This window comes from Bradyrhizobium sp. KZN70725 (assembly GCF_055264925.1).
The window spans coordinates 27,355-39,710 of the sequence record NZ_JBUYWT010000013.1 but is presented as its reverse complement, the minus strand read 5'-3'; the positions used below and the strand labels follow the sequence as shown (position 1 = coordinate 39,710).

At 66.3% G+C, this 12,356-nt stretch carries 13 protein-coding genes; 5 read left to right on the top strand and 8 right to left on the bottom strand.

Annotated elements, in window-relative coordinates; translation table 11 throughout:
• Positions 1-96 precede the first annotated feature (96 nt).
• Complete coding sequence (locus ACZBJS_RS14905) at positions 97-324, top strand: DUF2093 domain-containing protein (protein ID WP_016848019.1); 228 nt, start codon at positions 97-99, stop codon at positions 322-324.
• A 14-nt stretch (positions 325-338) separates the two neighbouring features.
• Here the strand turns inward: ACZBJS_RS14905 and lpxK are convergent, their stop codons facing one another.
• The 6 genes from lpxK to ACZBJS_RS14875 form a co-directional block, all read right to left on the bottom strand.
• Positions 339-1,361, bottom strand: coding sequence for a tetraacyldisaccharide 4'-kinase (lpxK, locus tag ACZBJS_RS14900; protein WP_316395509.1), 1,023 nt, complete (start codon positions 1,359-1,361; stop codon positions 339-341).
• Positions 1,354-2,688: a 3-deoxy-D-manno-octulosonic acid transferase gene (locus ACZBJS_RS14895; RefSeq protein ID WP_229192932.1), complete on the bottom strand. Its 1,335-nt coding sequence runs from the start codon at positions 2,686-2,688 to the stop codon at positions 1,354-1,356. The genes lpxK and ACZBJS_RS14895 overlap by 8 nt, the downstream gene beginning before the upstream one ends.
• A complete protein-coding gene (locus tag ACZBJS_RS14890; RefSeq protein ID WP_050384219.1) occupies positions 2,651-3,364 on the bottom strand; it encodes a lysophospholipid acyltransferase family protein in 714 nt (237 codons plus the stop codon). The genes ACZBJS_RS14895 and ACZBJS_RS14890 overlap by 38 nt, the downstream gene beginning before the upstream one ends.
• Complete coding sequence (locus ACZBJS_RS14885; RefSeq protein WP_016848023.1) at positions 3,361-3,609, bottom strand: DUF4170 domain-containing protein; 249 nt, start codon at positions 3,607-3,609, stop codon at positions 3,361-3,363. The genes ACZBJS_RS14890 and ACZBJS_RS14885 overlap by 4 nt, the downstream gene beginning before the upstream one ends.
• 144 nt (positions 3,610-3,753) lie before the next feature.
• Positions 3,754-4,563 (bottom strand): 3'(2'),5'-bisphosphate nucleotidase CysQ, encoded by an 810-nt coding sequence (locus ACZBJS_RS14880; RefSeq protein ID WP_225163891.1) that lies wholly within the window; start codon positions 4,561-4,563, stop codon positions 3,754-3,756.
• Positions 4,550-5,938: a TldD/PmbA family protein gene (locus ACZBJS_RS14875; protein WP_316395508.1), complete on the bottom strand. Its 1,389-nt coding sequence runs from the start codon at positions 5,936-5,938 to the stop codon at positions 4,550-4,552. Before ACZBJS_RS14875 ends, ACZBJS_RS14880 begins: the two co-directional genes overlap by 14 nt.
• Before the next feature lie 274 nt (positions 5,939-6,212).
• Here ACZBJS_RS14875 and ACZBJS_RS14870 point away from each other — a divergent pair, with 274 nt between their 5' ends.
• Positions 6,213-6,737, top strand: a complete 525-nt coding sequence (locus tag ACZBJS_RS14870) for a DUF6101 family protein (protein ID WP_310879647.1) — start codon at positions 6,213-6,215, stop codon at positions 6,735-6,737.
• A gap of 223 nt (positions 6,738-6,960) precedes the next feature.
• Here the strand turns inward: ACZBJS_RS14870 and ubiA are convergent, their stop codons facing one another.
• On the bottom strand, positions 6,961-7,893 hold the full coding sequence (gene ubiA / locus ACZBJS_RS14865) for a 4-hydroxybenzoate octaprenyltransferase (RefSeq protein ID WP_316395506.1): 933 nt from the start codon (positions 7,891-7,893) through the stop codon (positions 6,961-6,963).
• 10 nt (positions 7,894-7,903) lie between these two features.
• Complete coding sequence (locus ACZBJS_RS14860; RefSeq protein WP_316395505.1) at positions 7,904-8,638, bottom strand: hypothetical protein; 735 nt, start codon at positions 8,636-8,638, stop codon at positions 7,904-7,906.
• Positions 8,639-9,087: 449 nt separating this feature from the next.
• On the opposite strand from ACZBJS_RS14860, the gene ACZBJS_RS14855 reads away from it, so the two are divergent.
• The 3 genes from ACZBJS_RS14855 to hisG all read left to right on the top strand — a co-directional run bounded on the left by ACZBJS_RS14855 (position 9,088) and on the right by hisG (position 12,331).
• Positions 9,088-9,864, top strand: coding sequence for a 16S rRNA (uracil(1498)-N(3))-methyltransferase (locus ACZBJS_RS14855; RefSeq protein ID WP_316395504.1), 777 nt, complete (start codon positions 9,088-9,090; stop codon positions 9,862-9,864).
• A gap of 326 nt (positions 9,865-10,190) precedes the next feature.
• On the top strand, positions 10,191-11,357 hold the full coding sequence (locus ACZBJS_RS14850; protein WP_316395503.1) for an ATP phosphoribosyltransferase regulatory subunit: 1,167 nt from the start codon (positions 10,191-10,193) through the stop codon (positions 11,355-11,357).
• Positions 11,354-12,331: an ATP phosphoribosyltransferase gene (gene hisG / locus ACZBJS_RS14845; protein WP_316395502.1), complete on the top strand. Its 978-nt coding sequence runs from the start codon at positions 11,354-11,356 to the stop codon at positions 12,329-12,331. The genes ACZBJS_RS14850 and hisG overlap by 4 nt, the downstream gene beginning before the upstream one ends.
• Positions 12,332-12,356: the final 25 nt, after the last annotated feature.

The following is a 12,356-nucleotide window of genomic DNA, read 5'->3' as shown; positions in this document are numbered from 1 at the left end:
CGGTGGTTTAACGGGCGGACATGACACCCTATCTGTGATAGACGGTTTCATCGACATCCAGATGGCCTCATTGGAGGCAAGGCGGAGAGCTCAATCGTGCTGAACAAGTTCGGTCCCTCGGGCCATGGCGAAGCGCAGGTGCAATATCTCGACGGCGATTTCCGCGTGATCTCGCCCGGCACCTTTGTGCGTTGTGCCATCACCGACGTCCGGATTCCGCTCGACGAGCTGAAGTACTGGAGCGTCGATCTGCAAGAAGCCTACGCCACCCCGACCGCCGTGCTGCAGCGCCACCATCCTGGCGTCCTCAAGCCGCAGGCCTAGGCTCAAGGCCGGGTTCATTTGGAGCGTCTCCTGTCCCGCGCCGTGAACAGCTGATCGGCCACCAGGCGCCGCAGCGCGTCGCCATCATCGAATTGCAGCATCACCGCGAACGGCACGATCGCCTGTGCCCAGGCCGGCATCCCGTCCGGACCACGCAACCGAGCGAGATCCTTTTCCGTCGTCACCAGCGTCAGTCCCTCGCGACGCGCGTCGGCAACGAGCGCTTCGATCTCCTCCTTCGTGAAGGCGTGATGATCGGCGAAAGCCTTGCTGCGCACGACGTCGACGCCGCTTAAGAGCAATGTGTTGAAGAAGCGCGCGGGATCGCCGATGCCGGCAAAGGCGAGCGCACGTGTTCCGTTCAGCGCCGCCAGCGAAGCCTGGTCCGGCTTCAGATGCGCCGACAGCACCGGCTTGCCGCGGGACGCGAGATCGGCCGCAATCCTTTGCGCCGCGCTCCCCTCGCCGACCACGATCAGCGCGTCGGTCCGTTCCAGCTGCGGCACCAGCGGCGCGCGCAGCGGTCCCGCAGGAATCACACGGCCGTTGCCGACGCCGCGCGTGCCGTCGATCACGATCAGGCAGACATCCTTGAGCACGCTCGGATTCTGGAAGCCGTCATCCATCAGGATCACGCTGGCATCCTGCGCGCGCGCCAGCGCCAGGCCCGCGGCACGGTCGCGCGACACCACGACCGGCAAGCTCGTCGCCATCATCAGCGGCTCGTCGCCGACATCGGCCGCCGTGTGGCTGTGGCGATCGACCTTGACCGGGCCGCCGAGCCTGCCGCCATAGCCGCGGCTGAGCACCACCGGCCGCTCGTCGAGCTCACGCAGCAATCTTGCCAGCGCCAGCACCGTCGGCGTCTTGCCGGCGCCGCCGACATGGTAATTGCCGACGCAGACCACGGGAATGCCGGCATCGACGCCGGATTGCCGCATCCGCCGTGCGGCGACCGCGCCGTAAGGCGCGGCGAGCGGTTGGAGCAGTTGCGATAGGCAAGACGACGGCCGGTGCCAGAAGGCCGGCTCACGCATTGGCGGCTCCCATCTCGAGCCGCAACTGCAACAGATAGGGCTCGAGAGCGGTCACCGTGCGCTCCAGCGCGCCACCGAGCTGTTCGACGACGCGCTCGGAGGCCGCCAGCGAATTGTCGCGGGCTGTGGAATCCGCAAGGAACTGGCCGAGCTGCTTGACCAGCGCTTCCCGATCATCGGCGCGGCGCGCGCCGCCGGCGCGATCGAGCGCCTCATAGACATCGGTGAAGTTGAACACGTGCGGGCCGTGCACGATCGCCGCGCCAAGCTTGATCGCCTCGATCGGATTCTGGCCGCCATGCGCAACCAGCGAGCCGCCCATGAACACGATCGGCGCGAGGCGATAGAACAGGCCGAGCTCGCCCATCGTATCGGCGACGTAGATATCTGTTGTCGCGACCGGCAGATCCTCATGCGAGCGCAGGCCGGGGCGCAGGCCGGCCTCCGTCACCAGCCGCGCCACCGCCTCGCCGCGCGCGGCATGCCGCGGCACGATGACTGTGAGCAGGCCGGGGAAGAATCCCGCGAGCGACTTGTGCGCCTCGATCAGGATCTCTTCCTCGCCGGGATGGGTCGACGCCGCAACCACGATGGCACGGCCGCGGGTCACCGACATCAACCGCTCCAGCTTGGCCGGATCGGCCGGCGGCGCCGCGACGTCGAGCTTGAGGTTGCCGGTGACGACGACGTTGTGGCTGCCGAGCGCGGCAAAGCGTTCGGCGTCGGTGTTCGACTGCGCGAGGCAGATGTCGAACCGGCCGAGCAACGCGCCGATGGTGTTGGAGACCCGGCGCCAGCGCGGGAAAGAGCGCTGCGACATTCGCCCATTGATCAGCACCATCGGCAGCCGCCGCGCGGCGCTCGACAGGATCAGATTCGGCCACAAATCGGATTCGATGAACAGCGCCAGCGACGGATGCCAGTGATCGAGGAAGCGCGTCACATAACGCGGCGAGTCGTACGGCACGTATTGATGGATGACGTCGGGCGGGAAGCGCTTGGCGACGATCGCGGCCGAGGTCACCGTGCCCGAGGTGAGCAGGATGCGCAAATTGAGCGCGCGCAGCCGCTCGATCAGGCCGGCCGCTGCCAGCACCTCGCCGACGCTGGCGCCGTGAATCCATACCAGCGGGCCCTGCGGCCTGGTATCGGCGCTCACGCCGCGCCGCTCGCCGACACGTTCGGGATCTTCCTTGCCGAGCTTGAGCCGCCGCTTGATCAGGGCAGGCGCGAGCGGCACCATCGCGGACGACAGCTTGCGGTACACACGCAACGTCATCGGTAGCGAGCTAGCCAAGCGCTGCCTCCGGCCGCCCGACCGCTGCATAGGCACGTCGGGTCGCTTCGTTGAGAAGTTCCTCCACGTGCTGCCGAAGCTTTTCCATCGTCGCGGCGTCGGCGTCGGGCGGCACATAGACCGGCTCAATACCTACCACTGCGCCGCGCCCGAATGGCAAATTGATGGTGGTCGAATCCCAGTTTTTCAACCGGATGAATCGGCTGGTGACCATCGCAAAGGGGATGATCGGCCGGCCGGTCTCCCGCGCCAGCATGATGGCCCCGAGGCCCGCCACCCGCGCCCGCTTCGGCACGTCGGCGGTGGTGGCCATGTTGCAGCCGTCTTCCAGCGCCCGAACCATCTCCAGGAAGGCGCCGACGCCGCCCTTGCGATGGAACGCGCCGGAATGATCGCCGGAACCTCTGATGGTGCCGATGCCGAGCCGCTCCACCGCGAGGGCGTTGAACTCGCCGTCGCGGTGGCGGGAGATCAGGACCTTGGCGCGGTAGCTCTCCTTGGTCTTGATGAACGGCGTCATGAAGTGCTGGCCGTGCCAGAACACGAAGATCGCCGGCATCAGGGGCTCGACGATCCCGTACACGTCATGCGGCTGGTAGCTGAAGCGGTTGGTGTACCACACCAGCCGCAGATACTCGGCCGCAAGCACACCCAGCGCGCGCTGCACGAAGCCGCTGCGCAGCAGATCGCGAAAAAGTCGTTTCAATGGGAATGCTTTGTGTCCTGCTCAGGATCGAGCAACCGGTGGAGGTGAACGACGAAGTAGCGCATCTGGGCGTTGTCCACGGTCTGCTGCGCCTTCGCCTTCCAGGCCGCATAGGCGGTCGCATAGTTCGGGTAGACGCCGACGATCTCGACTTCGTCCAGATTCTTGAAGGTGTTGTGCTCGAGATCGGTCAACTCGCCGCCGATCACGAGGTGAAGCAGCTGGGGCTGGGCATTGTCTGACATGATGGTGCTTTTCCTAACGAGATGCCCGGCAAACAAATGAAGTCGTGGTCGTCACAGGTCTGGTCGTCACAAGGCTAGTCGTCACAAGGCTGTCGCAACAGGTCTGGTCGTCACAATCGGAAAGCGGCGTGGATCGGCGAGGCCTCACGGCAAAGGACGGCTGCGAAAATGCTCGACAATGCGTGCATGACGTTCGCGTCCTGCTGCCACCAGCACCCCATGCGTCACCTCCCGGCGATTGTACTCAATCGCGTCCCCCGAGAGCGCGGTCATCTTACCACCCGCTTCCTGCACGATCAAATTCGCGGCGGCAAGATCCCAGTCGCGGCTTTGCCCGCCCGCAAAGGCCGCGTCAAGTCGACCTTGTGCTACACGGCACAACCGCAGCGCCAGCGATCCGATGCGCGGATAGAGCGTGATCTCGTCCGGCGTCGGGCTGAGCCGCTGCACCAGCGGCTTCGGTCCCGCCATCCGCGGAAAGTTGAAATCGGTGCCTGCGGTTGCATGCACCGCGCCGTCGTTCAGGGTGGCGCCCTGTCCACGGGCGGCGAAGAAGAATTCCTCGCTGACCGGCGCATACACCGCCGCGAGCACCGGAGATGCATTTTCAACCAGCGCCACACTGACGCACCAGTCCTCGCGGCCGGCGAGATAGGCGCGGGTGCCGTCGATCGGATCGACGATCCAGGTGAAGCGCCTGCCGAGGCGGGTGTCGTTGTCGGCGCTCTCTTCCGACAGCCAGCCATAGCCGGGCGTTGCCGAACGCAGCTGCTGCTCCAACAGGTCGTTGACCGCGATGTCGGCCTCGGAGACCGGCGAGGACGCGCCCTTGATCCAGTTCTTCAATTCGGTGCGGAACAGTGACGATGCGAGCCGGCCCGCTTCCTGCACCGATCTGGTCAGCAAGGCGGCATCGCGCGCCTTGGTCCAGTCGTCCGTATCAGCGTCCGCCAAGCGTCAGGCCCTCGATGCGCAGCGTCGGCGAATTGACGCCGTAGCGGAATTCCAGATCGTTGGCGGCGACCAGCGACTTGAACATCGGCAGCAGATGGCCGGCGATGGTCACTTCGCTGACCGGATAGGTGATCTCGCCGTTCTCGATCCAGAAGCCGGACGCGCCGCGGCTGTAATCGCCGGTCACGCCGTTGACGCCGGAGCCGATCAGGTCGGTGACATAGAAGCCCTGCTTGATGTCGGAGATCAGCTCCTTCGGCGTCACCGCACCCGGCTCGAGATGCAGATTATACGTTCCGGGAGACGGCGAGGACGACACGCCGCGATGCGCATGACCGGTCGTAACAAGCCCGAGCTCTCGCGCGGTCGCCGAATCCAGCACCCAGGTGGTGAGCACGCCCGCATCGATCAGCGCGGTCTTCTTCACCCTGACGCCCTCGGCGTCGAAGGTCTGCGAGCGCAGGCCGCGCACCCGCAACGGATCGTCGATGATGCGGATATCTTTCGAGAACAGTTGCTCGCCGAGCTTGTCCTTCAGGAAGCTGGTCTTGCGCGCGATCGAGGCGCCGTTGATGGCGCCGACGAGATGGCCGACGATCGAGCCGGCGACCCGCGGATCGAACACCACCGGCACCTTGCAGGTCTCGACCTTGCGCGGATTGCCCCGCGCCACCGCGCGCTCGCCGGCCTTGCGGCCAACGGAAGCAGGTGAATCGAGATCGGAGGCATGCGGCGCGCTGGTGAAATCGTAGTCGCGCTCCATGCCGGTGCCCTCACCGGAAATCGCCGTCGTCGAGATGCCGTGGCTGGAGCGCAGATAAGAACCGTGGAAGCCGGTCGACGTCACCAGCACCATGCCGCCGATCCCGGTCGAGACCGACGCGCCGCCGGACTTGGTGACACCCTTGACCGCGAGCGCCGCAGCCTCTGCTTCGATCGCGCGCTGCTCGAGTTCGGCCGTGCTCGGAACCTTGCGATCGAGCAGATCGAGGTCGGGGAAATCGTGGGCGTGGAGCGCCGGATCGGCGAGACCGACATATTTGTCGTCCGGCGCCACGCGCGCCATCGCGACGGCACGCTCGGCAAGCTTGGCGACCCCGTCGCCGCTGACGTCATTGGTCGACACCACCGCCTGGCGGTGGCCGACGAACACCCGCAGGCCGACGTCATCGCCTTCGGAGCGCTCGGTTTCCTCGACGCGGCCGTCGCGCACCTCGACGCCCTGCGAGACGCCGCGCACCGCGATGGCATCGGCCGCATCGGCGCCCGCGCGCTTTGCGGCATCGACCAGGCGCTGTGCAAGGTCGCTCAGGCCCGATTGGTCGAACAGATCGGAGCTATCGCCGTGTCGCGATGCAGATGGTGAAGAGTTCACGAACGAATTCCTGCGGATTGAGGGGGGCCCGGAACGAGGTCGACAGACCCACCAGATGTGCCGGTTTCACAGGGATTTCAAGCACTTTGCGCCGGCAGGCAACAAAGATTTGAGTGATCGGGGCAAGGCTTCGTCAATCATGCGGGCCAACCTCTTGTCAATCATGGCACGAGGTGAGGAGGGGTTAACCAGGCTTTTTAAGGGGGAACGGACATCGCTCGGCTAGGCTCTCACCCAACGACCGGGAACAAAATCCCGGCGGGGAGACAGAGCTTTGAGGCGTCAAACACCAACAAGCGGAATCAATTCCGCCGGGTCGAGCTGCGCGTTGCGGCTCGACCCTCTTTCCCTTCCGCTCAGCTTCCACGCGCAGGACGCGCGCGCGGATGGCGGCATGCGGCAGGTCGAGCTTCATCGCGAACACGTCGTGCTGCGCCGTGCCGTTCTCGGCATGCGGATGGCGGTCAATGTTCGCGTCAGCGACTTTCTCGGCGTCGCGGTGCGCGGCATCGACGACGCGCAGATGCTGGTGCTTGTTCACCGCGATCCCGCGCTCAGCATTCCGCTCGGCTCCAGTTCGGATGCCGAGGAGATCAGCTCCGCCTGGCAGATGTGGAGCGACATCTTCCGTCTCCCGCAACTGACCGAGCCTGCGCCGCGGACGCCCTCCCCGCGCCGCCGTCGCCGCAACGCGATCCGCGCGCGGAGACCGAAATTCCTGGTCCGCCGCCGCGCCGGCGTCAGCCTCAACGGCACCAGCGTACATCGCGGCGAACGCGAGATCATCGCGCGGGATTGATCTGACCGTCTCGCTCCATTTGCCTCACAATCGGTGTCGTCCCGGCGAAGGCCGGGACCCATACGCCGCAGCAGATGTTGTTGACGGGACTCGTCGTTCCAGCGTCGCAAACAAGAAGCATTGGTGGTTATGGGTCCCGGCCTTCGCCGGGACGACGGCGAGTTTGTGGCGCGGCCGCCGAATCATGGGTTTGTACGCTTCGCTCCACCATCCTGCGAAGTCGTCACGCCGCGCGCAGCACCGCGTCGACGACGAGGCTCGCGAACAGGATCAAGCCGGCGTCGCGGTTGGACTTGAAGATGCGCAGGCAGAGCGCGCCATCGCTGATGTCGAGCCGCCGGACCTGCCAGGCGAGATGCAACCCAAACGCCGCCAGCCCGATCCAGGCCGGCCAGCGCGCCCCCGCGAGTGCGAACGCCACGCCGATCAAGAGCACGGCGAGACCATAGAAGATCACGAGCGCACGATGGGTGCGTGCACCGAACAGGCGCGCGGTGGATTTGACGCCGATGAGCGCATCATCCTCGGCGTCCTGATGGGCGTAGATGGTGTCGTAGGCGATCACCCAGGCGATCGATCCGGCGTAAAGCGCAATCGCGGCCAGATCGATGCGCTCGAGCGTCACCGCAAATCCCATCAGCGCGCCATAGGAGAAGGCAAGGCCGAGCACGACCTGCGGCCACCAGGTGATCCGCTTCATGAACGGGTAGATCGCGACGATCAGAAGCGAGGCGATGCCGGTCATCACCGCGAAGCGGTTGAACTGCAGCAGCACGAGAAGCCCGATCAGCGCCTGCAGGACCATGAAGACCACCGCCTGCGTCACCGTGACCTGGCCGGCCGGGATCGGCCGCGACCGCGTGCGTTCGACCTTGGCGTCGAGATCGCGATCGGTGATGTCGTTCCAGGTGCAGCCGGCACCGCGCATCACAAAGGCGCCGATGAAAAACAGCAGGACCACGAGCGGCAGCGAACGCACATCATGCGCGACGCCGGCGGCAAGCGCCGCCGACCACCAGCACGGCATCAACAATAGCCAGGAGCCGATCGGCCGGTCGTAGCGCGCAAGCCGCAGATAGGGCCGCGTCCAGACCGGCGCATGGGTATCCACCCAGTTGCCTGTGGAGTCGGCAACGCGGGTGGAGACATCGCTCATGGGTGATCCCTCAACGGGTGAGGACGTTGCCGTTCAGCGTATCGAAGGTGCTGCCGCCCTTCTTGGTCGGCGTCGCTTCCGGCAGCGAGGCGGACGAACCGAGTACGTCGCTCAAGCTCGGCCCCGCTGGCCCACGCGGCTGCGCCGCCGCCTGCTCCGCGACATTGCAGACCTTCTTCAGCAGCGCTTCGGTATTCTTGTGTCCGGCCTTGAGCTGGTCGGCGATCTGCGGCGGAATTCCGCACTTCTGTGCGTTGGTGTCGACATATTTGATCATCTTGATCTCGGCCTGGCTGTAATTGCCGATCAGCTTGCAGGCCTCCTGGGGGCTGGCGTGGCGATCGCTCGCCGCCTTGATCGCCTTGCCGCGCTTCTCCGCATCCTCGCGCAGCGGCGTGAAATTCTTCATGCAGGCGTCGGCGGCACCACCACCACCCGCACCCGGCGGGGGCGGCGACGACAGCCCGCCGCCGGCGATGGGGGCCGCGCCACTGCTCGGAAATGCCGACGGCGTGGCACCGACCCTGGCCGCCAGCGCGCCGTTGACCGGCGGGAATGCGGAATCCGAGGCGGTTCCGGCCTGGCTTGGACGCATGCCATTGACCGGCGGAAACGCGGGGTCGGACGCGGTGCCGGCCTTACCGGCCTGATTGGGCAACGGGGCCGGAAAGGCGCTCTGCGCAGCGGCTTGCCCCACGGACAGGGCGGTCGCGGCAACGGTCAGCACGATCAGACGGCGGATCATCGAGGGTGTTTCTCCGGCAAAAGGTCCAGGCAACCCCAGCGCAACAAAAACGAAGCAACGAATTTTGGGGGCGTTTTACGATTCCTGTGAGGCCTTAACAACCCGTGGATTTGGGCGACAGCGCGGCGTAGGGCCACACCGGCCATATTAAATTGTTCCCCGATTCTAAGCCTTTAGGCTACGAACGGCGGTAAAATGGACCATCAAATTTGCCTGAACAGGATTTTCGGTAAGGCCCCGGTTTGGATTCATGGGCCGACGCCGCGGGCGACCGAACAGCAAAAGGGACCGCGTGCAAGCGGCCCCTTGGACTAAAGAAATGACTTGGTGACAGAAGCAATATATCGACGCTCAATATTACCTGGCTGGCGAGTTCCTGAGGAGTCCGCGGGATTACGGTGTCGCGCAGTTTGGTAAACTGGCCACACCGCCCTGAAGCCGCCTCGGATATGCCTGAACTCGATTTCCGCAGCCCCCGCCTGTTTGTCGACGCCCCGCTCGGCGCCGGCGCAACCGTTCCGCTCGAACGCGATCAGAGCAACTATCTCGGCAACGTGCTGCGGCTCGGCGCCGGCGACAGCGTGCTGGTGTTCAACGGGCGTGACGGCGAATGGCGCGCCGAGATTTCCGGCCGCAAGCGGGCCGACATGCTGACGGTCGCGGCACAGACCCGCGCGCAGGACCGCCTGCCCGACGTCACCTATGTGTTCGCGCCGCTGAAGCATGCGCGGCTCGACTACATGGTGCAGAAGGCGGTCGAGATGGGCGCCGCGCGGCTGGTGCCGGTGCTGACACGCTTCACCCAGGTGTCGCGGGTCAACGGCGAGCGGATGCGCGCCAATGTGGTCGAGGCGGCCGAGCAATGCGGGATCATCTCGCTCGCCGAAGTCGCCGACCCCCTGCCCCTCGAACGTTTCCTGGCGGGCCGCGACCCGGCGCGGCTGCTGGTGTTCTGCGACGAGGCGGCCGAGGTCGAAAGCCCGGTGCAGGCGCTGGCGGCGGCATCGGCTGCGAACGCCGGGATCGATGTCCTGATCGGCCCGGAAGGCGGCTTTGCCGAGGAGGAGCGCGCGCTGCTGCTGCGCCAGCCCGCCATCCTCCGCCTCGCCCTCGGCCCGCGCATCCTGCGCGCCGACACCGCCGCGGTCGCCGCGCTGGCGCTGGTACAGGCGGCACTGGGGGACTGGCGAGGAAATGGGCCACGCACTCCCTCCCCGTCATCCTGAGGTGCGAGCCTCTTCGGCGAGCCTCGAAGGATGCACAGCCCGGCTGGTGGCCGTCGATCCTTCGAGGCTCGCTGCGCTCGCGCCTCCAGCGACAAAGGCGAAGCCTTTGCGCCGGGATGACGGAACCTGCAGCTCGTTTGCCCGATGAAAGCCGAGGACAAACATCTGCCCCTAGCCAAGTCGTCGCAAAATCGTTAACGAACCCAATCATTAAGCCACTTGGCCGATCCCTGTCGAAAGCATGGGCCGACCGTGCTAAGGGCTCCGCAAACACCACTCATGGAACCCGCTCTGGAACGCGATTTCGGAGCGAATTGGACGTCGAGATGACCGAAGCTGCCGCACCACGATCCGCCGCCGGATCCGCCGTTTGGGCGGATGCGCTGCTGGCCTCGTTCGCGCAGGCCGGCTATCAGAGGTCCGAGCCCGCGATCCTGCAGCCGGCCGAGCCGTTCCTCGATCTCTCCGGCGAGGACATCCGCAAGAGCCTTTACCTGACGACCGACCCGAGCGGCGAGGAGCTCTGCCTGCGCCCGGACCTCACGATCCCGGTGGCACGCGATTACCTCGCCTCCGCCCGCGCGGGCCAGCCGGCCGGCTTCAGCTATCTCGGCCCCGTGTTCCGCTATCGCGGCGGTGCGCCGAGCCAGTTCCTGCAGGCCGGCATCGAATCGTTCGGGCGGCAGGATCGCGCCGCGGCCGACGCCGAGATGCTGGCGCTGGCGCTGGAGGCGACCACGGCGTTCGGGTTGAAGGACGTCGAGATCCGCACCGGCGACGTCGCGCTGTTCAACGCGCTGATCGATGCGCTCGACCTCTATCCGGTGTGGCGGCGCCGGCTGATCAAGGACTTCAACCGCAAGGTCTCGCTGACCGACGACATCGAGCAGCTGACGCTCAAGACCGCGCCGGGCCGCAACGAATATGAGGGCGTGCTCGCCGCGCTGGCCGGCTCCGACCGCAAGGCGGCGCTGGCGCTGGTCACCGATCTGATGTCGATCGCCGGCACCACCAATGTAGGCGGCCGCACGGTGGCCGAGATCGCCGACCGTTTCCTCGAGCAATCGACGCTGAAGGGCGGCGCACTGCCGCGCGATGCGGTCGCGACCATCAAGCGCTTCCTGGCGATTGCGGGCGATCCCGACGACGCGGTCGCGCAATTGCGCGCGCTGGCTGGCGAGGCCAAGCTGAACCTTGCCGCTGCGATCGACCAGCTCGAGAGCCGGATCGGCTTCATGGCCGCGCGCGGCATCGACATCCGAAAGACCCGGTTCTCCACCGCCTTCGGCCGCGGCCTCGACTATTACACCGGCTTCGAGTTCGAGCTGCACGCCAAGGGCAACGGCGCCGAACCGCTGGTCGCCGGCGGGCGCTATGACGGGCTGATGACGCAGCTCGGCTCGGCGGCTCCGATCCCCGCGGTCGGCTTCTCGGTCTGGATCGAGGCGATGACCCGGCATGGCCAGGCCACCTCCTTCGGAGCCGCCCAATGAGCACGCCCTTCGTCGTCGCCGTGCCCTCCAAGGGGCGGCTGCAGGAAAACGCCGAAAGCTTCTTCGCCCGCGCCGGGCTGACCTTGTCGAAGGCCGGCGGCGCCCGCGACTATCGCGGCACCATCGCCGGCGTCGACAATGTCGAGATCGCCTATCTCTCGGCGAGCGAGATCGCGGCCAATCTGGCTCGCGGCTCAGTGCATCTCGGTGTCACCGGCGAGGACCTGGTGCGCGAGAGCATTCCCGATGCCGACAAGCGCGTGCTGATGATCGAAGGCCTCGGCTTCGGCTTTGCCAATGTCGTGGTCGCGGTGCCGCAGGCCTGGATCGACGTCCGCACCATGGCCGATCTCGACGACGTCGCATCGGGCTTCCGCGAGCAGCACAATCACCGCATGCGGGTGGCGACCAAATACATCAATCTGACGCGCGGCTTCTTTGCCAAACACGGCGTCGGCGACTACCGCATCGTCGAGAGCGCCGGCGCCACCGAGGGCGCGCCCGCCGCCGGAACCGCCGAGCTGATCGTCGATATCACGACCACCGGGGCGACGCTTGCCGCCAACGGGCTCAAGGTGCTCGACGACGGCGTCATGCTGCGCAGCCAGGCCAATCTGGTGGCGTCCAAGGATGCCGACTGGTCGAAGGGCGCCCGCGAGACCGCGCGCGTGATCCTCGACCATATCGCTGCGCGCGCCCGCGCCAGCAAGTATCGCGAGGTCCGCACCCGCTTCGCCGGCTGCAACGATGCGCTGCTCTCCGAGGCGCGTAACCGTTTCGGCGTGGTCACCCCGTTCGGCGGCCCGACCTCGTCGGGCATGCTTACGCTGCACTGCCCACCGGGCAAGCTCTACGCGCTCGGCAGCTTCCTGCGCGAGCACGGCGCCGAAACCGTGTCGGTGGTGTCGCTGGACTATGTGTTCGACCGCGAGAACCCGCTGTTCGCCAGGCTCGAGGCGTTCCTGCGACAATGAGGCGGCCACGCCGTTCATGTTGGCG